Annotated in this window: 23 protein-coding genes; 19 read left to right on the top strand and 4 right to left on the bottom strand. The window is 36.5% G+C overall.

Annotation, left to right across the window (positions count from 1 at the left end; genetic code table 11):
* Positions 1 to 50: 50 nt before the first annotated feature.
* The 8 genes from AWV75_RS15580 to AWV75_RS15545 all read left to right on the top strand — a co-directional run bounded on the left by AWV75_RS15580 (position 51) and on the right by AWV75_RS15545 (position 6,814).
* Entirely contained in the window at positions 51 to 938 is an 888-nt protein-coding gene (locus AWV75_RS15580) for a bifunctional 5,10-methylenetetrahydrofolate dehydrogenase/5,10-methenyltetrahydrofolate cyclohydrolase (RefSeq protein ID WP_060875239.1), read from the top strand.
* Between the two features lie 82 nt (positions 939 to 1,020).
* The gene (locus AWV75_RS15575) at positions 1,021 to 1,458 is read left to right on the top strand and encodes a bleomycin resistance protein (RefSeq protein WP_060875238.1); all 438 of its coding nucleotides are present in this window, start codon (positions 1,021 to 1,023) and stop codon (positions 1,456 to 1,458) included.
* 99 nt (positions 1,459 to 1,557) lie between these two features.
* On the top strand, positions 1,558 to 2,283 hold the full coding sequence (locus tag AWV75_RS15570) for an MBL fold metallo-hydrolase (RefSeq protein ID WP_060875237.1): 726 nt from the start codon (positions 1,558 to 1,560) through the stop codon (positions 2,281 to 2,283).
* A gap of 148 nt (positions 2,284 to 2,431) precedes the next feature.
* Positions 2,432 to 3,688, top strand: coding sequence for an NAD(P)/FAD-dependent oxidoreductase (locus AWV75_RS15565; RefSeq protein ID WP_060875236.1), 1,257 nt, complete (start codon positions 2,432 to 2,434; stop codon positions 3,686 to 3,688).
* Positions 3,689 to 3,801: 113 nt separating this feature from the next.
* Positions 3,802 to 5,079, top strand: a complete 1,278-nt coding sequence (locus AWV75_RS15560; protein ID WP_060875235.1) for a YncE family protein — start codon at positions 3,802 to 3,804, stop codon at positions 5,077 to 5,079.
* Between the two features lie 23 nt (positions 5,080 to 5,102).
* Entirely contained in the window at positions 5,103 to 5,693 is a 591-nt protein-coding gene (locus tag AWV75_RS15555) for a Crp/Fnr family transcriptional regulator (RefSeq protein WP_060875234.1), read from the top strand.
* 62 nt (positions 5,694 to 5,755) lie between these two features.
* Complete coding sequence (locus AWV75_RS15550) at positions 5,756 to 6,400, top strand: hypothetical protein (protein ID WP_231738174.1); 645 nt, start codon at positions 5,756 to 5,758, stop codon at positions 6,398 to 6,400.
* Between the two features lie 12 nt (positions 6,401 to 6,412).
* Entirely contained in the window at positions 6,413 to 6,814 is a 402-nt protein-coding gene (locus AWV75_RS15545; protein WP_060875275.1) for a DoxX family protein, read from the top strand.
* A 29-nt stretch (positions 6,815 to 6,843) separates the two neighbouring features.
* On the opposite strand, the gene AWV75_RS15540 is transcribed toward AWV75_RS15545, so the two are convergent.
* Entirely contained in the window at positions 6,844 to 7,584 is a 741-nt protein-coding gene (locus AWV75_RS15540) for a phytanoyl-CoA dioxygenase family protein (protein ID WP_060875232.1), read from the bottom strand.
* Between the two features lie 156 nt (positions 7,585 to 7,740).
* Here AWV75_RS15540 and AWV75_RS15535 point away from each other — a divergent pair, with 156 nt between their 5' ends.
* Positions 7,741 to 9,519, top strand: a complete 1,779-nt coding sequence (locus AWV75_RS15535) for a MutS-related protein (protein WP_060875231.1) — start codon at positions 7,741 to 7,743, stop codon at positions 9,517 to 9,519.
* Between the two features lie 94 nt (positions 9,520 to 9,613).
* Here AWV75_RS15535 and AWV75_RS15530 read toward each other — a convergent pair whose 3' ends face one another.
* Positions 9,614 to 10,426 (bottom strand): purine-nucleoside phosphorylase, encoded by an 813-nt coding sequence (locus tag AWV75_RS15530; protein ID WP_060875230.1) that lies wholly within the window; start codon positions 10,424 to 10,426, stop codon positions 9,614 to 9,616.
* Complete coding sequence (gene lpxK / locus AWV75_RS15525; protein ID WP_060875229.1) at positions 10,386 to 11,423, bottom strand: tetraacyldisaccharide 4'-kinase; 1,038 nt, start codon at positions 11,421 to 11,423, stop codon at positions 10,386 to 10,388. The genes AWV75_RS15530 and lpxK overlap by 41 nt, the downstream gene beginning before the upstream one ends.
* A gap of 295 nt (positions 11,424 to 11,718) precedes the next feature.
* Here lpxK and AWV75_RS15520 point away from each other — a divergent pair, with 295 nt between their 5' ends.
* The 6 genes from AWV75_RS15520 to AWV75_RS15495 all read left to right on the top strand — a co-directional run bounded on the left by AWV75_RS15520 (position 11,719) and on the right by AWV75_RS15495 (position 19,346).
* On the top strand, positions 11,719 to 12,813 hold the full coding sequence (locus AWV75_RS15520) for a Nif3-like dinuclear metal center hexameric protein (RefSeq protein WP_060875228.1): 1,095 nt from the start codon (positions 11,719 to 11,721) through the stop codon (positions 12,811 to 12,813).
* A 2-nt stretch (positions 12,814 to 12,815) separates the two neighbouring features.
* On the top strand, positions 12,816 to 13,598 hold the full coding sequence (locus AWV75_RS15515; RefSeq protein ID WP_060875227.1) for a zinc ribbon domain-containing protein: 783 nt from the start codon (positions 12,816 to 12,818) through the stop codon (positions 13,596 to 13,598).
* Positions 13,599 to 13,636: 38 nt separating this feature from the next.
* Positions 13,637 to 14,464, top strand: a complete 828-nt coding sequence (locus tag AWV75_RS15510; protein ID WP_060875226.1) for an alpha/beta hydrolase — start codon at positions 13,637 to 13,639, stop codon at positions 14,462 to 14,464.
* A gap of 49 nt (positions 14,465 to 14,513) precedes the next feature.
* A complete protein-coding gene (gene rluF, locus AWV75_RS15505) occupies positions 14,514 to 15,407 on the top strand; it encodes a 23S rRNA pseudouridine(2604) synthase RluF (protein ID WP_060875225.1) in 894 nt (297 codons plus the stop codon).
* 233 nt (positions 15,408 to 15,640) lie between these two features.
* Positions 15,641 to 17,977, top strand: coding sequence for a TonB-dependent receptor (locus AWV75_RS15500; RefSeq protein ID WP_060875224.1), 2,337 nt, complete (start codon positions 15,641 to 15,643; stop codon positions 17,975 to 17,977).
* 37 nt (positions 17,978 to 18,014) lie between these two features.
* Complete coding sequence (locus AWV75_RS15495; RefSeq protein ID WP_060875223.1) at positions 18,015 to 19,346, top strand: DUF4374 domain-containing protein; 1,332 nt, start codon at positions 18,015 to 18,017, stop codon at positions 19,344 to 19,346.
* Positions 19,347 to 19,417: 71 nt separating this feature from the next.
* On the opposite strand, the gene AWV75_RS15490 is transcribed toward AWV75_RS15495, so the two are convergent.
* Entirely contained in the window at positions 19,418 to 20,926 is a 1,509-nt protein-coding gene (locus tag AWV75_RS15490; protein ID WP_231738173.1) for a hypothetical protein, read from the bottom strand.
* Positions 20,927 to 21,126: 200 nt separating this feature from the next.
* On the opposite strand from AWV75_RS15490, the gene AWV75_RS15485 reads away from it, so the two are divergent.
* The 4 genes from AWV75_RS15485 to AWV75_RS15470 all read left to right on the top strand — a co-directional run bounded on the left by AWV75_RS15485 (position 21,127) and on the right by AWV75_RS15470 (position 26,356).
* Positions 21,127 to 22,755: a mechanosensitive ion channel family protein gene (locus AWV75_RS15485; RefSeq protein ID WP_060875222.1), complete on the top strand. Its 1,629-nt coding sequence runs from the start codon at positions 21,127 to 21,129 to the stop codon at positions 22,753 to 22,755.
* A 364-nt stretch (positions 22,756 to 23,119) separates the two neighbouring features.
* Complete coding sequence (locus tag AWV75_RS15480) at positions 23,120 to 23,677, top strand: TetR/AcrR family transcriptional regulator (protein ID WP_002990689.1); 558 nt, start codon at positions 23,120 to 23,122, stop codon at positions 23,675 to 23,677.
* An 81-nt stretch (positions 23,678 to 23,758) separates the two neighbouring features.
* Positions 23,759 to 25,006: a beta-ketoacyl-ACP synthase II gene (fabF, locus tag AWV75_RS15475; protein WP_060875221.1), complete on the top strand. Its 1,248-nt coding sequence runs from the start codon at positions 23,759 to 23,761 to the stop codon at positions 25,004 to 25,006.
* A gap of 834 nt (positions 25,007 to 25,840) precedes the next feature.
* Positions 25,841 to 26,356 carry a GNAT family N-acetyltransferase gene (locus tag AWV75_RS15470; RefSeq protein ID WP_060875220.1) on the top strand — a complete coding sequence of 172 codons (516 nt, stop codon included), beginning with the start codon at positions 25,841 to 25,843 and terminating at the stop codon, positions 26,354 to 26,356.
* The last annotated feature ends 7 nt before the right edge of the window (positions 26,357 to 26,363 follow it).

The following is a 26,363-nucleotide window of genomic DNA, read 5'->3' as shown; positions in this document are numbered from 1 at the left end:
TTAAACCTTCTTTATTTTACATACAACAACACACTAATTATTACGATTTAATGCAACTACTAGACGGAAAAAAGGTATCGGAAGATATCAAAAATGAAATTGCTGCTGAGGTTCAACAAATGAAAGCTCGCGGTGAAAAGGTTCCCCATTTGGCAGCAGTGCTTGTGGGAAGCAATGGAGCAAGTTTAACTTACGTTGGAAGTAAGGTAAAATCATGCGAACAAATTGGATTTGAATCTACTTTAGTCGCTTTACCTGAAGAAACAACAGAAGTAGAGCTATTGGCAAAAATTAAAGAATTGAACGAAAATCCAGCAATTGATGGATATATTGTACAATTGCCTTTACCGAAACACATAGACGAACAAAAAATTTTGATGGCTGTTGATGCAGACAAAGATGTGGATGGATTTCATCCGACAAACTTTGGAAAAATGGCTTTAGAAATGGAAACGTTCTTACCCGCTACGCCTTACGGAATTATGGAATTACTAGAGCGTTACAAAGTAGAAACAGCAGGTAAAAATGTCGTGGTAATTGGTCGTTCTCATATTGTAGGTCGCCCGATGAGTATTTTGTTGAGTAGAAAAGGATATCCTGGAGACGCAACCGTAACATTAACGCATAGCCGTACTAAAGATATTGCTGCTATTACAAAAGAAGCCGATATCATCATCTCTGCATTGGGAGTACCTTACTTCTTAAAAGCAGACATGGTAAAAGACGGAGTAACGGTAGTTGATGTTGGGATCACACGTGTTCCAGATGCCAATGCACCAAGAGGATATGTGATTGCTGGAGACGTTGACTTTGATGAAGTAAGCAAAAAAGCAGCATTCATTACTCCCGTACCTGGTGGAGTAGGTCCGATGACCATCGCAATGTTACTAAAAAATACACTTTTAGCTCGTTCAAGAAGAGCAAAAAAAGGAGAATAAGAATAGAAAGGCGTATCGATGATACGCCTTTTTTTGTGCTTTAATAAAGTAGGTTGTACCTTTATCTTTTAAATGAAAATAGATGAGAAGTGAGCAAATCAAATGGGCAACTTTAGTTCCTGAACTCGTGGTAACCAATTTAACCACTAGTTTGCACTTTTGGTGTGAGTATATCGGATTTTCTATTTTATATGAACGCAAAGAAGAATTTTTTGCTTATTTGGAATTAGACGGTGCTCAACTCATGTTAGAACAAGAAGATACAATGGATCAAAGCTGGCAAACAGGTTCGATGGAGAAACCATTCGGCAGAGGGATTAATTTCCAAATAGAAGTAGAGGCAATAGCCCCTATTTTAACTCGATTAGAGCAAGCAAACTATACGGTGTTTCTTCCAGTAGAAGAACGTTGGTATAGAGCTGATACGATTGAATTCGGACAAAAACAATTTCTCGTACAAGATCCCGATGGATATTTAGTGCGTTTGATCGAAGACTTAGGCGAACGAAAGGCAGAGTAATATTTCGTTTATTTGCCTTTTTGTTTTTGTAAAAGGGTATTTTTACTGAACAAAACAACGCGCTACAAAAAATATTTCACATAAAAAAGCCCATAAAAAATGCAAATAGTCAATTTCACAATCGAGCAAGAAGTCGCTGGACAAATCATTTCGCTAGGTCCAACTGTCATTAAAACAGCAGATGAAGTCTTGTTAGTGGATTGTGGGTATGAAGAAACGTTCACTCAATTTAAAGTAGAATTGGCGAAATTAGGTATGCCATTGGCTGCGATTACCAAAATAGTGATTAGTCATGATGATATTGATCATTTGGGAGCACTGCCATTGTTTGTAGAAGAAAATCCTACTATTCAGGTGTATTGCAGTGCTATTGAGCAAGATGCAGTTACAGGAGCGATAAAATCTGAGCGTTTGGAACAAGCGGAAGCTTCGTTGAAACAGATGCCTGTGGAATATCGTTCTTGGGCGGAAAATTTTATTAGTCAACTAAACAACATCAAACGCATACCTGTACATCATACGCTAGAAGATGGAGATTATGTAGTGGATGAGATTCAAGTAATTCACACACCAGGGCATACCAAAGGTCATCTCTCGCTATTTGATCACCAAACGAAGACGCTAATAGCCAATGATGCTTTGGTCATTGAAGAAGGTAGACTCAATATTGCCAATCCACAATTCACATTGGATATGCGACAAGCAGTTGCCTCAGTAAAGAAAATAAAACAGTTGCAACCAACAAAAATCATCTGTTATCACGGAGGGGTTTTGGATGAGGGTATTCAAGAGCAATTAGAAGCGGTGATTCAAATGTATCAATAAAAAAACCTGCTAAATTATTCGTATACAATTCGTTGTGTATCCTTGTGACAGCAGTAAAAAGGATCAGTCTAAAAAAAACGGTAACAATTGTTACACGTTACTCCGATATTAATTCCTATTTTGGAGAGTCAAACCAAAAACGAACAACATGAAAACGCATTATCAAATTCTCATAATAGGAGCTGGAACAGCAGGTATTATGACTGCTGCTCAGTTGAAAAAGAAAGATTCAAGTTTAGATATTGCACTTGTGGATCCCGCAACGGATCATTATTATCAACCGGCTTGGACATTGGTTGGTGCAGGTGCTTATGACAAGAAAAAAACAATAAAACCGATGGCTTCTTTGATTCCTCCAGGAGTAATGTGGATTCAAGAAGCTGTTACGGGATTCGATCCAGAACACCAAGCAATAACAACGCAAGCCGGAACATTAACCTATGATTATTTAGTGGTCTGCCCTGGTTTGGTGAATGATTATTCACTCATTGAAGGCTTAGCGGAAGCAGTAGAACAAGGAGTTGTATGTAGTAATTATATTGATCCCGAGTATACGTGGAAACAACTCCAAGCTTTTCAAGGAGGAACTGCTATTTTTACGCAACCCAGTACGCCGATTAAATGTGGAGGTGCCCCTCAAAAAATCATGTACCTTGCTTGCGATTATTTTCGAAAGAAAGGATTAGATAAAAAAACAAAGGTCTATTTTCCAATGCCAGGAAGTGTGATTTTTGGCGTAAAGCAAATAGCCGATACCTTATTGAAAGTCATTGATCGTTATCAGATTGATTTTATGCCATTGCATAATCCAATTCGCATTGATGCAGCTAAAAAAATGGCTTACTTTAAACCGACCAATGCACAAGATAATCATTGCTTTGTTACCTCTGATGACCAACAAACCCAAGTATTAGCAGATGGGGTAGTAGCCATGCCTTTTGATTTTTTGCATTTGGCACCACCTCAAACAGCTCCAAAATTTATCCAAACCTCCAATTTAGTCAATGTGGCAGGTTGGTTGGATGTGAATCATCATAGCTTACAACATAACAAGTATAAGAATATCTTTGGTTTAGGCGATGTGGCAGGATTACCAACGGCGAAAACAGGAGCCGCTATTCGCAAGCAAGTTCCTGTTGTGGTAGACAATCTCATGCGTTTACTACATAATCAAGAAGCAAACAATACTGACTACAACGGATATTCTTCATGTCCACTGGTAACGGGCTATGGCAAAATGGTATTGGCTGAATTTAATTATAAAAATGAATTTATTCCTGATCCTAAATTGAAGCAAATGTTGGTGTTTTCCAGTCATAAGGAACATTGGCGTTTGTGGATGCTAAAAAAACATCTCCTGCCTTATTTGTATTGGTCAAAAATGATGAAAGGCGAGCAAGTATAACATATACGAGAGTTTCTATTTTAGGAACTCTCGTTTTTTTATGGAATATCCACAATTGTAGGGATAAAAAGAAATGAGAATTCGAAGTATCTTTAAGCCATAAAAAAAGTAAGATGAAATCAGAAGAAAATAATACAACAGCCCTTCAACAAGAATGGTTTACAAAAGGAGAACGCTATGCCAAAGCGATCAATGAAATGGTTGCTTTTGGTAAAGAGCACGGTTGGGAAAATTGGAAAGGAGAAGAACCAGAAGATAAGCGAGATCATTTAGGTCCAGCGGTATTTGAATTGCTGAAACAAGCGAATGCGGAAGGAAGTGTAGATGCTTTTAGAGCTTCGTTTCCACCAGCTTATCCTCCTTTAATTCCTATCTTGGAAGAGAAGTCTCAATATATTGGCGATATTGTTGTTATCGATACCGATATAGTTGCATTCTTAGCAGGAACTTCGTACGAGCCTCGTACAGCCTATTTGGTATCAGGTACCAACGTAAATTTGTTAGATGATACCATCAAAGGATTGGGAAAATCAATGCGCAACAACGTATTTGCGATTGCTTATGCAGATAAAATTATCACGCATCAAGGGTGGAATGGTCCAGTGATTGCTACAGTTGAACTGGGAGAGCTTGCTACTGTAGGAATCTCAAAATTGATTCCTTTCAATGATGGAAAACGCATTTTATTTGTTTCATCAGAAGGAGTTTACCTTTTAGAGGAGCAGAAGAAACAATTGATTCACCCTGTGTTGACAGAAGAAGAAAAACAAGAGGCTGCAGCAGAAGGATATGATTTCTATATTGATATGGAAAATGCAGCGTTATCACAGGATAATACCTATATTGTTGTAGGAGATCAAGATAGAGATCACCGTATTTTACATGTGGATGGAAAAGAAGTAGGAAGCGTAGGACCACAGTCGTCTTATCCGCATTTTTGTTTATTTTCGAAAGATGATCAACAGTTAATTACTAATTCTTGTCACTTCTACAATGGAGTAACGATTGGAGTAGATGCAACGAAATTAGAAGGCATGGAAGTAGAAGCGTATGAAGAAAGTGATGACTTTATTTATATGGATGAAGGAATGCGCGTATACCAAGGGGTTGCTATGCAGGACTATTACGTTTTAGGAGATGCTTATGGTTACATTCGCTTGATTAATAAAGCAGGAGAAGATGTAGGACAGTTTTTTGTTGGTGGAACTATTAGTGGAATTGCAGTATCTGATGATGAAAAAGTACTTTGGGTAGGAACGTATTCAGGGGCTTTACACAAATTAGAAGTAGGAAAAGATATACGCGATACCCATACAATTGGAACGAGCCAGTTGTATGAACAGTTCCGTCTATTGATTTGGAAAGAAGAACCACAAGTGTGGAGATGGTAATATAAAAAAGAAAAAGAAAGAATATGGATGTAAATCCCATTGAGGTGTTGATACAGCATTTACAGCAAACAATTGCTTTAAATGAGAAGGAAATACAGCGAATAAGTGAAGTTGCCGAAATTGTTTTACTCAAGCGAAAGGAACTTTTACTACAACCAGGGCAATTATCACAGCATATGCGATTTATTGCTCAAGGAAGTGCGCGTTGTTATTACCTGGATGAAAATACACAAGAACATACCTTGCAAATCGGGATTGAAGAATGGTGGATCAATGATTTATACAGTTTTTTGACTCAAAAAGAATCCAAGCTGTTTATTCAATCCATTGAACCTGCTACTATTGTTCAAATTAGCAGAGAAAATCTCGAGCAACTCTATGCTGAGATTCCAGCAATTTCGACGTTCTTTCGATTAAAAATACAAAGTGCTTATGTCGCTTTACAAGAGCGAACGATTGAGCACATGAGTGCAGATGTCTTTACGCGTTATCAGCGATTCATTAAAGAATACCGCAATATCGAACAACGAGTACCTCAATATATGATTGCCTCATATTTAGGCGTGACACCTGAATTTTTGAGTTACCTCAAGAAAAAACAGCACGAAAAATAATCACATCGTCTTTCTTAAGTTATCTTAAGAACCACCTTAGAGCGAGCTAATACATTTGTCCTATGAAAATAAATAAGCATAGACAGATGAAATTAGCTCGTTTTTTTATGGTCCTATTTGGACTTCTTACACTTCCAGTTTTGGGGCAATCAACAACCTATACCCCCGATATGATGGTAGGACATCGAGCGTATGGCTATACTCATACCATCAGCCATAAACTGTCAGATAAACTCACCCTTCAAAATCTTGTTTTATTCGATGCGGAATATGAAGAAGACACCCATACTATTTTTTTCATCCGCAATACGATTGCCTATAAACTACCAAAAAACTTCATTTTAAATGCAGGATTTGGGGTAAAGAATCCAGGGAAATTTGCTAGTGTTTACCTCCAATATCAGGTAAAGAGAAAAGACTTTCAACTCATTTACGGAGTAGGAACAACCTATCAAAAAGGATTCACTTTAGAACAATCGCTTTTAGTGGAATATACGCCACAAATAACACAAGAATGGCAGGGATTGTTTCGAATTTCTGCTGTTGGAAATGTCAATCGACATGAATATACCCGAGGCTTTCAACACATCCGAATAGGAATGAAGAAAGATAAGATAACAATAGGAGTAGCAGCTAATTTAGAACAGTTTGCGATGAGTTGGGATCACTTCGAGAATTATGGCGTTTTTGTAAAAGTAACTTTATAACCAGAAATAATGATGAATAGAAAAGTAGACACCGGATTGTTAATTAGTAGAATTGCCATTGGATTTCCCATGTTGTTTTATGGAATCGGCAAACTCATACACGGTATTGGATTTATCCAACAAACCTTGATCGATAAAGGATTACCTGGTTTCTTGGGCTATGGTGTATATGTAGGAGAAGTACTTGCCCCTCTTTTATTGCTCCTAGGATGGAGAACCCGCTTAGCAGGTGCCGTATTTGCAATTAATTGCGTAACCGCTATTTTATTGGTTCAAAGTGCGGCTATTTTTAGCCTGAATGAAAATGGAGGATGGCAAATTGAACTCTTGATTTTATATGCTTTAGGAGGTGTCAGTTTATTTTTTACAGGTGGTGGAAAATATGCCCTATCCACAGCAAATCAATGGGATTAAAGAAAAAGCTTCTAGATAGAAGCTTTTTTTTATAGAAATAAAGAGGAGTTGAGTTGTTGTTTTTCTGCTTCTGTCGGATGATTGTTTGGATCAATAAAAGGACGAAGCTGAGGAGTATCATCTAAAAAGATGAGGTCAAAGGAAAAACGATTGTTTCCATACAACCCACGATGAATCATATTCGCCGAAAAAATCAACAAATCCCCACGTTGTAGGCGAATTTGTTTTCCTCGAGCTAAAGCATCACTCGGTTGTTTTCCATGTTGACCCAAACGGGTATCTTGTTCTTCTGCTAAATCCCAACTGCGATGCGTCCCTGGAATTAACTCAATGCCTTCTTCCTCTTGGAACGGAATGCGGAAGTGAAGTACATTTTGGGTGAGTATGCTTTTCTGTTGATCTTCTATAGACATACCCGTATACTGAATATCGCGATGCCAGTAATTTTTTTGTTCCTTGTTGAAAGGATCAAAAAATAATTGAGTATTTAAAAAAAGGGCTTGGTCAGGAAATAGAGCAGAAAGAAGCGGTTGAAAGCGATCTCCTACTATAAACTGAAATAAAAGTAAACGTTCTTCTTTTGTTAAGGAGGTACTTGACGTTAAACTGTGACTATTAATTAATCTCGTTTGATAATCTTCTTGATGATCAATTAACCATTGTTGATGAAACTTGTAGAGAATAGGTTCAATTGGTTGTAATTCGTTCGGTTGAAAAAATTGTGGAAGATAAACATAACCCTCCGTCGTATATAGATTGAGTGGATTCATAGGTATTGGATTCAGTAAGAGTTAAAAATACATTATTTCTGTAAGCTGTAAAATTGTTTGTGATTCTTTTTCATCTGTACTAAGTCCACTTGCATTATTATGTATATTTGTTAACACCAATACGAAAAACCCTTTTTTAAAATAAACCCTTTAGCAATGGAAATTTACGCCAAGAGACACTCCCTTTTTCAAGATAAATACAATGAGATTAGAAAAAAATACAAATTAGTAGGCGCTTTGCGTTTGCTTGCTTTTTTAGGTATTGTATATTGTTTCTATTTATCGGTATCTCGAGCAGATTACCAGTATTTATATGCAACAGGAGGTCTAGTTGTCGTATTTATTATTTTCTTGCGTATCCACGCTTCTTATTCCTGGAAGATGCGTTATGCTGAGGCATTAATGCAAATCAACCAAGAAGAAGATCAGTTTCTAAAAGAAGATCAATGGGCATTTGAAGATGGAGCAACCTTTCATACTCCAGATCACCCCTATGCCTATGATTTAGATATTTTTGGTCCTCGATCCATCTACCAATACCTCAATCGAACCGCTTCTTATAAAGGAAAAGAGTATTTAGCAACACTTTTAAAAAGTAGAAGCACCAAAGCAGATATCCTGAAAAATCAAGAAGTAATCAAAGAGTTATCACAAAAGATAGAGTGGAGACATGAGATTTATGCCTATAGCAAGTTATCTAACTTAAGTAAGGAAGCTTATGAACGCTTAAAATCATGGAGCGAATCCAAAGTCAATGAATTGAGTAAGGTTTCTCTCGTTTTGGCCTATGTACTGCCCTTGATTTTTGTTATATCGTCGATTGGATTCTTTTTTGATTCAACCCATATTGTTTGGGGGTATATTGCTTCCACTGTTTTTTCATTCAACTTGATTTGTGCACTTTCAAAAGTACGCGCCATTCAAATTGAATTGGGTGGTGTTGAAAAAATACACGAAACCATTGAGAGTTATAGTTCGATTATCAAACGTATTGAAAAGGAAGAATTCGCTACAGTACGTATGAAGGAGTATTTGAAAGAAATCAAAAGAGATTCTTTCAAAGCGAGTACAGAATTGAAAAAACTATCGCGTCTATTTGAACAGTTGGAAACGGTAGCTAATTTGTTTGTATCCATTTTGTTCAATGGTTTATTTCAATTTCATGTACACGTTCTGCATAAATTCCTGAAATGGAAGAAAGAAAAAGGAGGACTAGTATTAACTGTTATTGATATTGTAGGTGAAGTAGAAGCTTTTAACTCATTAGGGAATTATTCTTATAACAACAGAAGTTATACATTTCCTGTGTTGAATGAGACCAAACAAATGTCTTTCCAAAATTTGGGACATCCTTTATTACATGCAAAGAAACGCGTAACCAATGATATTGATTTTTCGAATCAGCGTTTTGTTATTCTAACAGGATCCAATATGTCAGGAAAGAGTACTTTCTTGAGAACAATAGGAGTGAATCTCGTTTTAGCGGGAATAGGAGCACCTATTTGCGCAACAAAAGCAACATTCTTTCCTTTGCCGTTATTGGTTTCGATGCGATTAACGGATTCCTTAGAAGATAGTGAGTCTTACTTCTATGCAGAGGTTAAACGCCTGAAGATGATTATCGAACAAGTACAAAGTGAATCTTGTTTTGTCTTATTGGATGAAATTTTACGAGGTACGAATTCCGATGATAAACAAAGTGGAACCATTGGGGTTATTCTCAAATTAATTCGCGAACAAACGTATGGGATGATTGCAACCCACGATTTAGAAGTGTGTAATACAACGAATGATTATCCAGCGATTTTAATGAACAAGTGCTTTGAAGTAGAAATTAAAAATGACGACTTACATTTCGATTACAAAATTAGAGAGGGTATTTGTCAGAATAAAAACGCAACCTTCATTATGAAGAAAATGCAAATTATTGATTAGTTTACGGTTTACAGTGAACAGTTCACCGTAAACAGTTCACCGTACACCGTAAACCAAAAAAGGCTATCAATTACAAATTGATAGCCTTTTTTTATTATAACTTAGAAACTAGTTCGTTGATTAGATCACGAGCAATAGGTTCTGCTGCTTGTACTGCTTTTAGCACTTCCTCGTGATTTACATCGGCAATACCATCTTCATTACCCATATCGGAAATCACAGAAATACCGAAGATTTTCATATCCATATGACGGGCTACAATTACTTCTGGAACGGTGGACATCCCCACACAATCTCCACCAACTACACGGACCATTTTATATTCCGCTAGTGTTTCGAAAGTAGGACCTTGTAAACCGTAATAAACTCCTTCTTTGATGTCGTAGTTTTTCGCTTGAGCAATTGCTTTCGCTTGTTCAATAATACTTTTGGTATAGACCTCATTCATGTTGACAAAACGAGGACCAAAACGCTCGTCATTGTGACCGCGTAGAGGATGATCTGGAAAAGCATTGATGTGATCTTTGATAATCATAATATCTCCCACTTTGAAGGAAGGATTTACTCCTCCAGAAGCGTTTGATACAATTAAAGTTTCTACACCTAAGTATTTCATCACGCGAATAGGAAATACCGTTGTTTTGATATCATATCCTTCGTAATAGTGAAAACGACCTTGCATGGCAACAATCTTTTTTCCACCCAGTGTACCAAAAATTAAAGCACCTTTGTGCCCTTGAACAGTAGATACTGGAAAATTGGGAATATCCGCATAAGAAATCTCATGCTCAATAGCGATATCCGCTGTTAGATTACCTAATCCAGAACCTAAAACGATACCAATTTCGGGTTTAAAATTCGTTTTTTCAATGATGAATTGAACGGTTTCTTGTACTTTCTCCCACATAGTTTAAAATTTTAGCATCAAACGCTTCGCTATTCGTTAAGAAAGCTGTTTGAATGGGTAAATAAAATAATTGGCGTTCAGGAAGAAGACCTTGGAGTCGAACGTAATCCTTTTCCGTTGTAATGATTTTCTTTCCTTGTGCTTTATTCAAAATTAAGTCAATATCAGCAGACGAAAAATGATGATGGTCAGGAAAAGTTAAACATGTCGTTGTCTCCTTTTTCAAATGATCAAAAAAGGATTGCGGTTTTGCAATACCTGCCACTAAAATAAAGTCGTCCTGAATTAATTGAGTAACCTCCACTGAATCAGACTTTGAATATGCAATTTTACTAAAATCAATATACGTAAAAAAAGACAATTGTCCTTGCTTTAGATGTAATTCTTGTGTTATGCTTTTTTGTTGTGCCACACTGAGGTCTTTTGGACATTTGGTAATCACAATAATATCGGCGCGTTTTGCTCCTTTTCTCGATTCGCGTAGATTTCCTGTGGGTAACATAACATCGTGGAAATACGGATCGTCATACGTGGTGAGTAATACATAAAGCCCACCTTGAAAAGCGAGGTGTTGAAAGGCATCGTCTAAGACAATCACTTCCGTTTGTGGTTTTTCTTCTAAGATACGACGAACCCCATTGACGCGCTTGGCATCCACAGCAACATCGATGTTATCAAATTTACAGTGATACTGAAAAGGTTCATCGCCAATTTGCTCCATGGTTGTTTGCGCATCAGCCAAGAAAAATCCTTCACTCTTTCTTTTATACCCTCTACTCAACGTGGTTGTTTGGTATTGATCTTTCAATAGGCGAATGATGTATTCTACCATGGGGGTTTTTCCCGTTCCACCCACACTGAGGTTTCCAACTACAATCGTCGGAATAGCAAAGGAAGTACGCTTGAATAGACCAATCGTATAAAACCAAGTGCGCAAGCTGGTAATGCCCCCATAGAGGATAGCAAAAGGAAAAAGAATAAGACGGAGTATTTTCATCCTACGAAAGTATCAATTTTTTTAGCTTTTAGAAAGAAATACCGCGATTACCTCGTCTTCCTTTTATGAATAGGTAAGCGATAAATAGAGGATAAAGCCATTGTTGTATTTTTTGTTTTACTTCTTTATTCTCCTGATGTATTGTTTTTTTCTTATATTCAAGGGAGATGAACAGTAAACTAGATAAGTGTAGAATATTTATTCAATAGAAAAAGGATCTTCTTGTTGTTTTTAACTTGAACAAGGGTTTTGTATCTTTGAAAAGAATAAACAACGAGACAGCTTGTCATTGAATATGAAAGTAAAAAATATTATTCCGATTTTAGAAGAATTAGCCCCTTTGGGCTACGCAGAGGATTTTGATAACGTTGGACTCTTGGTTGGTAGTCCTGAACAAGAAGTGAGCGGCATTCTCGTGTGTCACGATGCATTGGAAACCGTGGTTGAGGAAGCAATAGCACAAAGCTGTAACTTCATCGTTTGTTTTCATCCGATTCTTTTTTCAGGATTAAAGAAGATCACAGGGAAGAATTACGTTGAACGCGCGGTGATTAAAGCAATAAAAAACGATATTGCTATTTACGCCATTCACACTGCTTTAGACAATCACCAAGAAGGGGTGAATAAAATATTTTGTACGACCTTAGGTTTAGAGCAAACCCGAATCTTGATACCCAAAGAGCAGTACATTCAGAAAGTAGTGACGTATGTGCCTATACAACACACAGAAAAGGTACGCCAAGCGTTGTTTGCTGCGGGAGCAGGAGCTATTGGTAACTATGATCATTGTAGTTTTATATCAGAAGGAAAAGGCAGTTTTAGAGGCAATGAGCACAGCAATCCCGTTATTGGACAAGTAGGAGTAGAGGAGATAGTGGAAGAGCACAAGGTTGAGGTGACCTATGAAAAACACCTACAAGGAAAAGTGCTAAGTGCCTTGTTTCAGGCACACCCTTATGAAGAGGTTGCCTATGAGGTTTATAATCTAGCCAATACCTTGCAAAATGTTGGAATGGGAATGATTGGTGAATTGAAAGAACCGATGGATGAAATCGCCTTTTTGCAAATGGTAAAAGAAAAAACAGGTACAGGCGGAATTCGCCATAGTGCCTTATTAAACAAACCCATTCAAAAAGTTGCTGTGTTGGGTGGTTCAGGAAGTTTTGCCATAAAAGCAGCCTTACAACAAAAAGCAGATGCCTTTATCACGGCAGATTTAAAATACCATCAATTTTATGAGGCTGAAAATCAGTTAGTTTTAGCTGATATTGGTCATTTTGAGAGTGAAAGATATACAAAAAATTATATAGTTGAGTTTCTTTCAAAAAAAATGCCTAATTTTGCAGTTATTTTATCAACAGTAAATACGAATCCAGTTAACTACTTATAACGATGACAAAGAAAAAAGAATTAACGGTTGAAGAGAAATTAAGAGCGCTTTACGACTTACAATTGATTGACTCAAGAATCGATGAAATCAGAAATATGAGAGGAGAGCTACCTCTTGAAGTTGAAGACCTAAAAGACGAAGTTGCTGGACTTAACAAACGCTTAGAAAAACTTCATGCAGATTTAAATAGCATCGAAAGTGGTATCAAAGAAAAAAAGAATGCCATTGAAGAGTTTAAAGAAGCAATTAAAAAGTACACTGAGCAACAAAACGAAGTGAAAAATAACAGAGAGTTCAACTCTTTAGAAAAAGAGATTGAATTTCAAAAGTTAGAAATCGAACTTGCTGAAAAACACATCCGTGAAATGAAAGTAAGTATCGAAAATAAAAAGAGCAACATTGCACAAACAGACGAGCGTTTAGCTGCACGTAATGAACACTTAACTCATATTGAGGCTGAGTTGAAAAACATTATGTCAGAAACAGAGCGTGAAGAGCAAACGTTGTTGGCTAAATCAGACGAGTTCAAAGAAGATATTGAAGATCGTTTATTAAATGCTTACATGAGAATTAGAGGTGGAGTGAAAAACGGATTAGCAGTTGTTTCAATTGAAAGAGGTGCTTCTGTAGGATCTTACTTTACTATTCCTCCACAAACGCAAGTAGAAATTGCGGCACGTAAAAAAATCATCACAGATGAGCACAGTGGACGTATTCTTGTTGATAGCGCTTTAGCTGAAGAAGAAAGAGATAAAATTGATGCAATCATTGCAAGTTTAAAATAATAGTATAAGCCTCTTTTTAGAGGCTTTTCTTTTTTTATATGGAAAAAGTAGTAGGTGCCCTAGTAAATGTTATTAGCTTATGCTCTATGCAAACAGCCTTGCATTGGGTACACAAACTTTTTGCTACTCCGCGAAAAGGAAAACTGAACCCCAAACACCTACCTCCATTTTTAAAACAAGCCAAGGGAAGTTTCTTCTGGTATAAAAATGAAAAGGTCTACACCTATCAGTGGAACGAAGAAACGACAGAGAAGCCGCTAATTTTGCTTATTCACGGATGGGAAAGTAATAGCGCTCGATGGGAAGCCTTATGCACCTACTTGGGCAATCGATTTCGTTTTGTAGCGGTTGATGCCCCTAGTTTAGGTATGAGCTATGGCAAAAATTTGAGCGTCAAAAATTATCAAGAAGTTATTGATCTAGCTTTGGAAAGATTCCAACCTCAGTTTGTAGTTGGACATTCTTTAGGAGCGTTTGCCCTCTTTCAACAAATAAGTGAAGGTCAGTATCCCTGGATTCAAAAAGTGGTTATCATGGGAGCCTTTGATCGCTTTGAAGTTATTCTTTCGCATTATTATGCTCTTTTAGGCTATTCTAGACGAGTAAGAGAAGCCTATCATAATTATATAGAACACTTAATTAATAAACCTTTAGCTTCTTATTGTAGTGCTGAAGCTGTACAATCTGTTGAGGTACCTGTTTTGTGTATCCACGATAAAGCAGATCCTCAAGTATCCTATGAAGAAGCAGTAAGTTTTCATCAAGCATTAGTACACAAGAAAAACCTAGTCGTTTCAACGACAAACTTAGGGCATAGCCTGCAAGATGAGGCCGTTTTTAAAACAATTCAAGCGTTTTTTAGCTAGAATGTATTTCTTTTTATAAGTAACGAAATTTATTATTTACTTTTGCGCTATGGAAAATCAAGAAACGCGTTTAAATAAATATTTATCAGAAGTTGGCTTTTGCTCAAGAAGAGAAGCGGACCGATTAATCGAAGAAGGACGCATTACAGTGAATGGAAAAACACCTGAATTGGGCTTGAAGGTTACCGATGCAGATGAAATTCGCGTGAATGGAAAACTAATTCGTCAAACGGATGAAGACTTCGTTTATTTAGCTTTTAATAAACCAGTAGGGATTGAATGTACGACCAACAAGAAGGTAAGAGATAATATCGTGGATTATATCAATTATCCGAAGCGTATTTTTCCAGTAGGACGTTTGGATAAAGACAGTGAAGGATTAATTATCATGACGAATGATGGTGATATTGTAAATAAAATCCTACGCCAAAAAAACAACCACGAAAAAGAATACATTGTTACCGTGAATAAACCCATTACGGATCGCTTTATTCAACGCATGGGACAAGGAGTGCCTATCTTGGACACCATCACCAAAGAATGTCGAGTAGAACGCATCAGTCGATTTGTATTTCGAATCTTCTTAACACAAGGGTTGAATCGACAAATTCGACGTATGTGTGAATACTTTGATTATGATGTAGTTGCGCTTAAACGCATCCGTATTATCAATATTAGTTTGGATGTTCCCGTAGGACAATATCGCGAAATTACTGCTGCGGAATTAGCAGAATTAAATCGCTTAATTGAACCATCAAGTAAAACAGAAGAAGCGAGCTTTACACAACAAGTAACAGATCAACCGAATACTTATTCAACTGAAAATACAAGCCAACAAGGCGAAAGAAGACCCAAAAAGAAGTTCGACAGAGAGCGAAATAATTCAAAAAAAGCGGGCCCAACATTGCGAAATGAACGAATTTCAAGACGAAGAGAGAATTAATTTTTAATTCTCTTTTTTTGTTTTTTGCTGTTACATCTTTATTATTTCCCTCCCTTTTCCTTATTATTTTGACCTCCTTGGACAATACTGTCCGAATATTTTTGTAGCTAAAACCACCTTATTTAAATTTAGTCTAATTTATTTTTAGATATGTTAAAAAAGTCTATATATTTGCTACTGTTTATAATAAGTCTAAATAAACGTATTTAATAATCTATTTCAATTTCTTAGTAATGAGAAAATTTCTACTATTAACAGTCTGTATACTTGGTCAAATACTTGCTGTTCAAGCGCAACATAAACCAACCCTAATATCTGGGATTGTCCAAGATGAAAAAGGAAAACCTATTGATTTTGCTACCATTATTTTGATGGATACCAAGAAAAATGATTTGACGGATGAGCAAGGTGCGTTTAGGCTGAAATTAGGTTCTGGCGGAACGTATAAGCTTGTGGTTCAGCACGTAAGTTATGAAACTAAAGAGATGACTGTCAAAGTGGAAGATGGAGGGCATGTGAAGCAGAACATTGTTTTAAGCGCAAAGGAAGCTATTTTAGATGATGTTGTACTCCAAGTGAAGAAGCCAATTGAGAAAGTAAGAGAATCGGCCTATAATGTGATTGCTATTGATGCCAAGCCTTTGTACAATTCTTCTTTAGACGTTTCGGGAGCATTAGATCGTGTATCAGGAGTGAAGGTGAGACGAGATGGTGCAGAAGGTTCAGATTATACGTTTTCAATGAACGGTTTCAGTGGACGTCATATTCGCTTCTTTATGGATGGAGTACCAATGGAAGGATTTGGAAGTGAATTTAAAATCAATAACCTGCCCATTACGATGGTAGATCGTATTGAAGTTTACAAAGGGGTTGTTCCAGTAGAATTTGGTTCAGATGCTTTAGGTGGTGCAGTCAATATCATTACCAATAAATCCAAAGAAACGAAGATTGATGCTTCTTTTACAACAGGATCTTTTAATACATACAAAAGTCACTTGAATGTTAGTAAAGTATTCGATAATGGCATGACTTTCCAAGTAAATGCGTTTCAAAATTACTCAGACAATAATTACAAAGTATATGTGCCCGTTGCCAATTTAAAAACAGGAGTGTATTCCAAAGAAAAAAAATGGGTAAAACGATTCAATGATCGTTTTCAAACAGCAACGGTAGTGGCGAAAGTAGGGGTATTAGATAAATCTTATGCGGATCGTTTATTGATTGGCTTTACCTATGGAGAAGGGAAAAAAGGCGTTCAAACTGGTACGATTATGGAAAAAGTATTCGGTCAGAAAAAACGTCGCTCCGTAACGATTATGCCTTCCTTAGAATATAGTAAACGCAATTTATTTGTCGAAGGACTGGATGTTGCCTTGACTTCAAATTACAACGCAGGATATAATCAAAATATAGATACTTCTCGATACAAATACAATTGGGCAGGTGAACGCATCAAAACGATGAAGAGAGGTGAATCTGGAGGAGGTCCTTCTTTAGTGAAGTTTTTTGACCACAACGGATCGACTACAGCGAATGTAAGTTATAAAATAAATGACAAGCATTCCCTTAGTTTGAATAATGTGATTTATTACTTCAATAGAAAAACCGAAGATCCACTAGCTGTAAAAGAAACAGAAAGTGAGAAGAAAAGTGAAACGACACGTAGAAGTTTAAAAAATATTACGGCTTTATCATACCGATACAACATTCTAGACAATTTGAATGTCTCTGTATTTGGAAAACACTATTCCATCAAACATACCTATTTAAGTGAAAGCACGAGTGTAGATAAGAGTGGGTATGGAATTGCAGCAACTTATTTATGGAAGGATTTTCAAGTGAAATCTTCTTTTGAAAAAACGTATCGTCTACCTACAGATAGTGAACTATTTGGTGATGGTGATATGGTGTGGGGAAATACCGATTTGAAACCAGAAGCAGGAAATAACTACAACTTCAATTTAAGTTATTCTACTGTGTTAGATAAAGTACACGCTGTTTTTGCTGACGCAGGTTTTGTATACCGTAAAACAGAAGATTATATCCGTAGCAACCCCTATGGATCAGGTTCACGAGCATCTAGTGTGAATATTGGAGGAGTAGAAAGTGTAGGACTAAATGTTGAAGCTCGTTATGTATACAATGATTTCTTACAACTGGGAGGAAGTTTAACGACGCAAAGTATTCGAAGTAAACAAAAATATGCGATTGGTAGCGATGAACTCAATGCATACTACAATGAGCGTGTTCCCAATGAACCTTACTTCTTTGGATCTTTAGATGCAGGTTTTCTATTCAAAGATGTGATTGTTAAAGGGAACAATCTAAACGTAGGATACAACCTGCGCTATATTGATCATTACAGCTATGATTTTAGTAGTATTGGAGAAAACCCAATTTGGATCCCTTCTCAAGTAGTACATGATCTTAGTGCATCGTATAGTTTTTTCAACAACAGTTTACACGCAACTGTTGAAGCGAATAATGTTTTCGACAAATTGGCGTATGACAATTATAGTTTTCAAAAACCAGGAAGAAGCTTCATGTTTAAAATACGCTATAGCTACTAAAAATAACTAAAATAATAATCTATAATATCAAATTAAAATGAAAAAAAGAGTTCTATCTACAGTTGTATTAGCTTTTTTAGTTAGTGCATTTACTTTGACAAGCTGTTCAAGTGATGATAATTCAAAACCTGGAGGGGGAGATGATGATGAGATAATTGATGATGGAGAAAGAGGTCCAGAAGATTTAATTGGTACGAAATATATCTTAGGTGCAAGTGCTTCAAAAACAAATTTATTACTGGAAGTTGATAACCTAAAAGAAGGATCTATCAGTGTAAGAGGAAACGGAAAAACTGCCTTAGGTAAAAATATCTATATGTTTAAAGATTTACGCGCGTATGTCTTTGAATATAGAAAAGGAGATCCTTCTGGAATGCAAAGTTGGATGTTAAACAAAGACTTGCGTTTACAAGAAAATACCTTAGTAGATTTACCAAATAGAGAGGAGTTTATTCAGCCATTCGGACGTTTTATGATCTCTACAACAGGGGGAATTGAATTAGAAAATGGTAAAAAAGGACAAGCATTTAACTTTATTAACGGAGTTACAGGGGCTATTGAATTTACTTCATTTGTCAATGTAGAAAATATTGCAGAGCAAGGAGAATATGCAAACTTTGCAGGATTAGAAGATATTGGAAATGACCGTTTTGTAATGGCTATTGAGCCATTTAAAATAACTGCCAATAGCGACCAAGATAATACCTCTGCTTTTAGAGATAGAGCTTGGTTGGCTATCTTTAAATTAGATATGTCACAAGCACCAGAAAACAGAGTAGTCTTAGAAGATGTTGTAAAAGACGATCGCATGAGCTTTGCTGTTGCACGTTACAGATCAAGCCGTGTATCTACAATTGGTAAAGGAGCGAGTGGTGATATTTATGTGTTCTCGCCTTCAGCGATGATTAGCCAAGAAAAAGGAGCCTTCTCTACAAAACCTTCAGCTGTATTGAAATTTGACAAGAATACGTTGAAATTTGATCGTTCATACTATTTTGATTTAGAAGCAAAATCAGGAGGACATAAAGTATACAAAGTATATGCTGTGGGGAAAGACCAATTTATCTTGAACATGTTCGCGAATACAGATCAATCTTGGAATATGGCACCAGCAAATAAACTAGCTTTATTTAATGCGAAAACAGGACAATTCCAATGGATTAACGGTTTAGAAGATCCAGCGTTAATTGCTGAAATCGGAACGCCTTATGTAGAAGGAGATGAGGTATTTGTACCTATTACTGCAGCAGCGAAGTCTTACGTCTACTTGTTGAATAGAACGACTGCAACCTTTGCAAAAGGGTTAGAAATTAAAGATTTAGGTGATGGAACAGTTGGTAATGTAGTAAAAATCAACTCGTATAAATAATTTATTTATTGTTATTCATTTGTAATTAGTTAGCCAAAAGAGCTTAAACAGATCATGTTTAAGCTTTTTTTCTATTTTGGATTTTCCATATAAGCTTTGGCTGCTGCAAAATCGAGGTAAAACGAAGTTTCTTTTCCAGCTGTATCTACTTGTGTAACCCAACCCGAAGGGTCGATGGATTTAAATATAGTAGGAATTGTATTTTGTTTGGTTAAGTAATTATACACCACATATTGATTGTCTTCTTGAGCTAAGGCTAATAAGCCTTGATCCGAATCTAGCCAATAAAAGTCGCGATAAACAGGCTGGAGTTCCCATTGTTTCGTTTGGGTGTTCCACAGACCATAGCGATTGTCTTGTCCTTCTTGTTTGAGTGTTATTTTAAATAAATGATTAAATCCCTTGTATTTCATTAGGGCACCTAAAGACCAAGGAGCTGGAATTTGATTGGTTGAAATTAACTCGGTTGCATAAGGGCGTTGTACCCTTGAAAGCGCATCTACAACAAAAAAGTCAGGTGCATCAATCGTATCTAGTAACGTACCATCTTCTGCCAGGTATTTCCATTGAAATACCCAACGACCAAAATCAAACACGCCAAGAATGAAATAAGGATAATCAGGTACCGAGTTAATATAACTTACTTTTTGAAGGTAGGCCAAATCTGCCTCATTTCGGATTTTTATTTTTCGAGGTAGTACCTTTTCGAATAAAGGTTCGATTCGGTACTCTTTTGTTTTGGGATGGTATAATATTTCGGGAATTTCAGAATAATAACGACTCTTATTGACTTCTGTAAGGAGCAGTTCTTCTCCGTTCACTTCAAAAACAACCTGTTGAGTGGCTTCCAAATTCGAAAGCGTCTGTTGTTTGTTTTCCAAAGTAAGGATGGAAAATTGATCACCATTGCGCTGTAAAATTTTATTTGTATCAAACCAATGGATGATGTTGCTTTTTTGTTTAGTCAAACGCTGCCCTTTTCGTTTATACAGGGTTTGGTTAAAGATAAAGTGCTCCGAATCGATTGTGTCGACATAAGTGGGAAGGGAAGCCTTGTCACTCAATTGTTCTGCAAATAGAACCTGGTTGGTTTCTAAGATGTAAACCTCAAATTTCTGACGCTGTACTTCTGTTTTTAATCCTGAAAAGATATTCCATTCCCATTCCCAAAAGCGAGAGTTTTTTGTATAGGTTTCTCGGGTATATACAACAGTTAATTGATCCTGTAATACTTGTAGGGAAACATAACGTGCCATAAAAGGAACCACTAGTTTTCCCGCTGTATTGATTACAGCAGTTTCTCCTTTGTCGTTTTCAACAACGGCATAACCTGTGGAAGTAAACAATCCTGCTGAGGTAAACGCTGTTGAAATGATAGGGGTATAGTCGCGATCAACGTAAATATAGGTTTGGTTTTTGGTTAGGTAAGGGTAGAGTTGTTGCTTCGTTTGCGCATCAACTGTCTTTTCTTTGGTTGAATAACAACTAAAAAAAGAAAAAATACCAAGTAATAGAAATGATAAACGCATGAGAACCCAATTGAAATGATGATACGAAGGTACTTTATTTTCGTTTTTCATAGCATCCCTAGAAATAGGGGTTTTATAAATGCTTGTCTATGAGGAGGAAATAGAAATTTTAGAATACAATCGAAACAAAATAAAACGGTGGGATTTAATTGTTAAAAAATAAAAAAAGTATTGCGCCTTAGAAGTAAAATAAGGTTTTATATTCGGATTTTTCAGTTAAATTTGCTTGGATATTAAGAACTTCTTTACGTATGAAATATTATGTGTCGCATATTCGCCTTCTTGTTTTAATTGCTACAATCCTCTTCGGATGTGCTTCATGGGCTAAGAATAAAAAACCAACCACACCAGAAAAAGTTGCAGCGGTGCAACCTGAATTTATCGTTTTAGAAAAAACTCCCGTTATTGTCATGCACGATACGCTGTTTAATGTATACGGAAATATTGGTTCTTTTACCTCGAAACAACGGGCTAAATCGATTGAAAATAAGATTGCAGCCTTAGTGGATAATTATTTGTTCGAGGGAGATTCAATTAAACTTGTCGATACTGGAAACTACCTCAATTTGATGTATGAGAATGAGATTTTAATGAGCGTAGATACAATTCAGGCAACACAAGAGAATAAAACCAAAATCCAAGCTGCTCAGTTTTATAAAGAACAAATTATTGAAACGGTAGAAGTACAACAACACAGCATGAGCTGGCAACAATTGTTGTTGCAAATAGCAGGTACAATTGGAATCATTGTCGCCGAAATATTTATCATCAAGTACATCTACTATTGCTATAGAAGAGCGAAGGTAATGATATGGAAACAACGCGGGAAGAGGATTAAGGGAATGTTTGGAATCATTGACGATCATCGTGCAATGCTTACGACAATTACCATGGCTAAAGTGATTCGATTCATTATTGTCTTGATATTCTTGTACATTGGATTGCTGATTATCTTCAAGCTGTTTCCATTTACGAAACACATTTCTGATCAATTGTTGGATTATGTGATGTCACCACTGAAATCGGTAGGAAGAAGTATTAAGTCGTATATGCCTAAGTTATTCACAATCTTAGTGATTGTTTTTATCTTTAGATATATACAGAAGTTTGTTCGCTCACTCGCAGAAAAAATAGCCAATAATAAAATTACATTAAAAGGATTTTATCCAGATTGGGCATTTCCAACGTATAATATCGTCAGTGCGTTGATGTTTATCTTTATGTTCATTTTGATATTCCCCTATTTGCCTAATTCAGATTCCGAGATTTTTAAAGGAGTTTCGGTATTTGCGGGTATCGTTGTTTCACTAGGATCGACATCAGTTATTGGAAATTTAGTAGCAGGATTAGTGATTACTTATATGCGTCCATTTAAAATAGGAGATCGTATTAAATTAGGAGAGTATACAGGAGATGTATTGGAAAAAACACCTTTGGTGACGCGTATCAAAACACCTAAAAATGAGATTATCACTATACCTAACTCCAACATCATGTCGGCTCATACGGTGAATTATTCTCAGTCCGCTAAAGAACACGGCTTAATTTTACACACTACAATCGCTGTAGGATATGATGTACCCTGGCAAAAAGTACATGAAATGTTATATGAAGTAGCAAATCGTACAGAACACGTATTGAAACGTCAAAAACCATTTATTTTACAAGATCAATTCAGGGATTTTTATGTCGACTATCAACTCAATGTGTACATCAAAGAAGCAAAATTAACGGCTAAAATATATTCAGATTTACGTCAGCATGCACAAGACGTGTTTGCAGAAAATAATATTGAAATGGCATCTCCTCATTTTATTGTGAGCCGAAACGTAGATGGAAATCACACGACAGTTCCACCAAAATATGTGAAGGAGTCGTAGTTTACAGTTAACGGTTAACGGTTTATGGTTAACAGTTTATGGTTAACGATTGACAGTGACTATTTATCGTTGATTAGTAAAAATAAAAAAAAACAATCCTTTTTAAAGGATTGTTTTTTTTTGTGCTATGTTAAAGGAGAACAAGGGGTTATTTGTTCTTTGAGTTGATTGTCGTTTCACTAGGAAATCCCTTGCTGTACTTCAATTCTAATAGTGATAAGGAAAAGTTGAACAAAGGGTAGGTACAAGTTATTTTCTTTATTGAGAATCTCTTTTGATGAGACATCTTCAAAAACAAAAAGTTAAAAAAATTGTTTACTTACTAATTAGTAAGTAATATTGTCCTGATATTAAATAGATATGTATGTCGGGGACAAGAGAACGTATACTAGAATTAGGCGAAGAATTAATCTTGACAAAAGGGTTTAACGGATTTAGTTATCAAGATATTTCTACTGCATTGGGAATTAAAAATGCGGCTATTCACTATTATTTTGCGAGTAAAGAGAATTTGGGAACAAGTATTGTAAAAACGAATATCCAGCGCTTTGAAGAAATGATAGCGAATATGGAAGCCTTGCAATTTGATCCAATCAAGAAAATTGAAACCTTCATCAAGATTTATATTAAGAGCCAAAGAGAACGTAAACTCTGTATTGTAGGAGCTTTATCTACGGATATTGATACCTTATTTCCTACAACACAAGTCGAAGTAACTAAGATTGTAGATTTAATTGTCAACTGGCTAACTAGTGTATTAAAAGAAGGAAAAGAGCAAGGCGTTTTTCATTTTAAAGAGGAAGAACAACAACGTGCATTCTTATTTCTATCTAGTTTAGTTGCTAGTTTACAATTAACCAGAGTAAATAAATACGTGGATTATAAGGGCTACTGCTATACCCTTTTGGAACAGTTAAAATAAGGAACTCCCTTATTTAAAAAATAAGATAAATTTTTTTTAACCTTACCACTTACTTATTAGTAAGTATAAAAAACAAAAAATATGAAGAGAGTTGTTATAACAGGTCTAGGTGCAATCACCCCTTTAGGAAATAATGTAGATACTTTTTGGAATAATGCCATTCAAGGACAGAGTGGAGCCGCAGCTATTACTCATTTTGATGCTGCCAACTTCAAGACTAAATTTGCTTGTGAAGTGAAAGGATTTGATCCTTTAGATTACTTTACAAAACCCGAAGCCCGAAAGATGGATTTATTCACTCAATATGCAATTGCAGCTAGTGAGGAATGTCTAGCAGATGCTCAATTGAATTGGGATACCGTGAATCGCCATCGCATAGGCGCAATTATTGCTACGGGAATTGGAGGATTAGAAACCTTAGAAGAAGAGATTTTGAATTTTGGAAAAGAGACCAGTCAACCTAAATTCAATCCTTTTTTTATTACTAAAATGATTTCCAACATGGCTGCAGGTCAAATTTCCATTCGCTTTGGTTTAAAGGGAATTAGCTATGCGGTTGCCTCAGCTTGTGCGGCTGCGAATAACGCAATAGGTAGTGCTTTTGATGCTATTCGCCTAGGAAGAGCGGATGCCATCTTAGCAGGAGGAACGGAAGCGAGTATCTGTCAATCTGCGATTGCCGGATTTAATGCAATGAAGGCGTTGTCGACAGCAAATGAAAATCCCGCTCAAGCTTCTCGTCCTTTTGATGCCAATCGAACAGGATTTGTTGCAGGAGAAGGGGCAGGTATTTTATTATTAGAAGAATTAGAACACGCTCAAAAGAGAGGCGCTAAAATTTATTGCGAACTAGTGGGCTACGGATCTGCATCCGACGCGTATCACGTGGCTGCAACACATCCCGAAGGAGAAGGCGCGATTGCCGCGATGCAGCAAGCTTTGGAGGATGCTAAATTAACAACTGCCGCAGTTGATTATATCAATGCTCATGCTACTTCTACACCTGTGGGAGATATTAGCGAATGCAAGGCTATTGAGCACTTGTTTAAGGACAACTTAGCTCAATTGAATATTAGTGCAACCAAATCCATGACAGGACATTTATTAGGTGCAGCTGGAGCGATTGAATCTATCTTGTGTATCAAGAGTATAACAGAAGGAATTATACCTCCAACAATTAATCTGACCTCCCTAGATCCTGCTATTAGTAGTGCATTAAATTTAACTCCTCAGGTAGCGCAACATAAAACAGTAGAGGTCGCTATGAATAATACCTTTGGTTTCGGTGGACATACCTCAAGTGTGATTTTTAAGCGATTTGCTGAATAAGCGGTTAGCGGTGTGAAATTGTGGGTTGTTTTTTTGGGGTGAGGAGGTGAGGAGGTGAGAGGGAGTGAAATTGTGAGGTGCTTTTTTAGGGTGAGGTGAGGAGGTGAGAAATTGGTAAGGGGGTAGAGGATGAAAAACTATAGTGGCAAATGGCAATTTGTCAAGTAACTGGATATTTTCTTGATTAAGAGTGAATCAAAAAGAATTTATGGGATCAGAAATTTCTGATTGAAAACAAATTTTCTTTAATCGAAAATTTTTGCAACTTCAAAAACAACTCTTCTTTAGCTTTCCTTCGACACTCCTTGGAGAATGCTTGGAGTTTCCTAGGGAAAAAGATGGTTTTGTCGAAGGAAAGTCCAAGTATTGTTCTAGCAATCTCCAAGGAAAGCAAATACAAGATGGAAAAGAGAGAGAAGTCAATTTTCGAGGGGTGTGCTTCGTGAGGATCTAAGAGATCGATACCCCCTCACCAACCTCACCATCTATCTCACCTATTTTATATTTGTTTTGGTGTTCGATGAATCTTCACTGCGTTTCGATTTCACCACCTCACCAACCTCACCATCTATCTCACCTATTTTATATTGGTTTTGGTGTTCAATGAATCTACACTGCGTNAATGAATCTACACTGCGTTCCGATTTCACCACCTCACCATCTATCTCACCTATTTTATATTGGTTTTGGTGTTCAATGAATCTACACTGCGTTCCGATTTCACCACCTCACCAACCTCACCATCTCACCAATCTCCCCATATCCAAGTAGTTTTTAGTATACTCGTTATTTTATAAGAATAATTTTATTAAATTAGTAACAAACAAAACAACTATGACTACAATTATTGAAACAGATCGCTTGATTATTCGACAAATAACAAAAGAAGATGCCGAGGGAATTTACAACTTAGATAGCGATGAACGCGTGGTAAAATACGTAGGAAGTATGGTAATTACTTCCATGGAAGAAGCCAATGAAATTATTGAATTTATTCAAAAACAATATGCCGATTTTGGTATCGGTCGTTGGGCAATTATTAAAAAAGATACCCAAGAGTTTATCGGTTGGTGTGGGTTTAAACTAGTTGAAAATGGATTAAATGGATTACGTGAGTATTTGGATTTGGCGTATCGTTTTCGCTTTGATGCCTGGGGAAAAGGGTATGCAACGGAAGCAGCCTTAGCCTGTTTAGATTATGCTGCCAATCACTTTCAACAACATCCTATTTTTGCCGTTGCCGAAGTAGAAAATGAAAGCTCAAAACGCGTGTTAGGTAAAATTGGTTTTCATGCAGCTTACACCTTTGATTTAGATGGGGTAGATCACTATTGGTATATGAGAGAGTAAAGAAAAT

The sequence above is a fragment of the Myroides odoratus genome (assembly GCF_001549985.1).
Classification (GTDB): Bacteria; Bacteroidota; Bacteroidia; order Flavobacteriales; family Flavobacteriaceae; genus Flavobacterium; species Flavobacterium odoratum_A.
This window is presented reverse-complemented; position numbering and strand designations above follow the sequence as displayed.

What these genes read in the sequence shown, in the direction of transcription:
- AWV75_RS15580 (WP_060875239.1), top strand. Translation starts at nt 51, where the DNA reads ATGCAACTACTAGACGGAAAAAAGGTATCGGAAGATATCAAAAATGAA.
- AWV75_RS15575 (WP_060875238.1), top strand. Translation starts at nt 1,021, where the DNA reads ATGAGAAGTGAGCAAATCAAATGGGCAACTTTAGTTCCTGAACTCGTG.
- AWV75_RS15570 (WP_060875237.1), top strand. Translation starts at nt 1,558, where the DNA reads ATGCAAATAGTCAATTTCACAATCGAGCAAGAAGTCGCTGGACAAATC.
- AWV75_RS15565 (WP_060875236.1), top strand. Translation starts at nt 2,432, where the DNA reads ATGAAAACGCATTATCAAATTCTCATAATAGGAGCTGGAACAGCAGGT.
- AWV75_RS15560 (WP_060875235.1), top strand. Translation starts at nt 3,802, where the DNA reads ATGAAATCAGAAGAAAATAATACAACAGCCCTTCAACAAGAATGGTTT.
- AWV75_RS15555 (WP_060875234.1), top strand. Translation starts at nt 5,103, where the DNA reads ATGGATGTAAATCCCATTGAGGTGTTGATACAGCATTTACAGCAAACA.
- AWV75_RS15550 (WP_231738174.1), top strand. Translation starts at nt 5,756, where the DNA reads ATGAAAATAAATAAGCATAGACAGATGAAATTAGCTCGTTTTTTTATG.
- AWV75_RS15545 (WP_060875275.1), top strand. Translation starts at nt 6,413, where the DNA reads ATGAATAGAAAAGTAGACACCGGATTGTTAATTAGTAGAATTGCCATT.
- AWV75_RS15540 (WP_060875232.1), bottom strand. Translation starts at nt 7,584, where the DNA reads ATGAATCCACTCAATCTATATACGACGGAGGGTTATGTTTATCTTCCA.
- AWV75_RS15535 (WP_060875231.1), top strand. Translation starts at nt 7,741, where the DNA reads ATGGAAATTTACGCCAAGAGACACTCCCTTTTTCAAGATAAATACAAT.
- AWV75_RS15530 (WP_060875230.1), bottom strand. Translation starts at nt 10,426, where the DNA reads ATGTGGGAGAAAGTACAAGAAACCGTTCAATTCATCATTGAAAAAACG.
- lpxK (WP_060875229.1), bottom strand. Translation starts at nt 11,423, where the DNA reads ATGAAAATACTCCGTCTTATTCTTTTTCCTTTTGCTATCCTCTATGGG.
- AWV75_RS15520 (WP_060875228.1), top strand. Translation starts at nt 11,719, where the DNA reads ATGAAAGTAAAAAATATTATTCCGATTTTAGAAGAATTAGCCCCTTTG.
- AWV75_RS15515 (WP_060875227.1), top strand. Translation starts at nt 12,816, where the DNA reads ATGACAAAGAAAAAAGAATTAACGGTTGAAGAGAAATTAAGAGCGCTT.
- AWV75_RS15510 (WP_060875226.1), top strand. Translation starts at nt 13,637, where the DNA reads ATGGAAAAAGTAGTAGGTGCCCTAGTAAATGTTATTAGCTTATGCTCT.
- rluF (WP_060875225.1), top strand. Translation starts at nt 14,514, where the DNA reads ATGGAAAATCAAGAAACGCGTTTAAATAAATATTTATCAGAAGTTGGC.
- AWV75_RS15500 (WP_060875224.1), top strand. Translation starts at nt 15,641, where the DNA reads ATGAGAAAATTTCTACTATTAACAGTCTGTATACTTGGTCAAATACTT.
- AWV75_RS15495 (WP_060875223.1), top strand. Translation starts at nt 18,015, where the DNA reads ATGAAAAAAAGAGTTCTATCTACAGTTGTATTAGCTTTTTTAGTTAGT.
- AWV75_RS15490 (WP_231738173.1), bottom strand. Translation starts at nt 20,926, where the DNA reads ATGAAAAACGAAAATAAAGTACCTTCGTATCATCATTTCAATTGGGTT.
- AWV75_RS15485 (WP_060875222.1), top strand. Translation starts at nt 21,127, where the DNA reads ATGAAATATTATGTGTCGCATATTCGCCTTCTTGTTTTAATTGCTACA.
- AWV75_RS15480 (WP_002990689.1), top strand. Translation starts at nt 23,120, where the DNA reads ATGTCGGGGACAAGAGAACGTATACTAGAATTAGGCGAAGAATTAATC.
- fabF (WP_060875221.1), top strand. Translation starts at nt 23,759, where the DNA reads ATGAAGAGAGTTGTTATAACAGGTCTAGGTGCAATCACCCCTTTAGGA.
- AWV75_RS15470 (WP_060875220.1), top strand. Translation starts at nt 25,841, where the DNA reads ATGACTACAATTATTGAAACAGATCGCTTGATTATTCGACAAATAACA.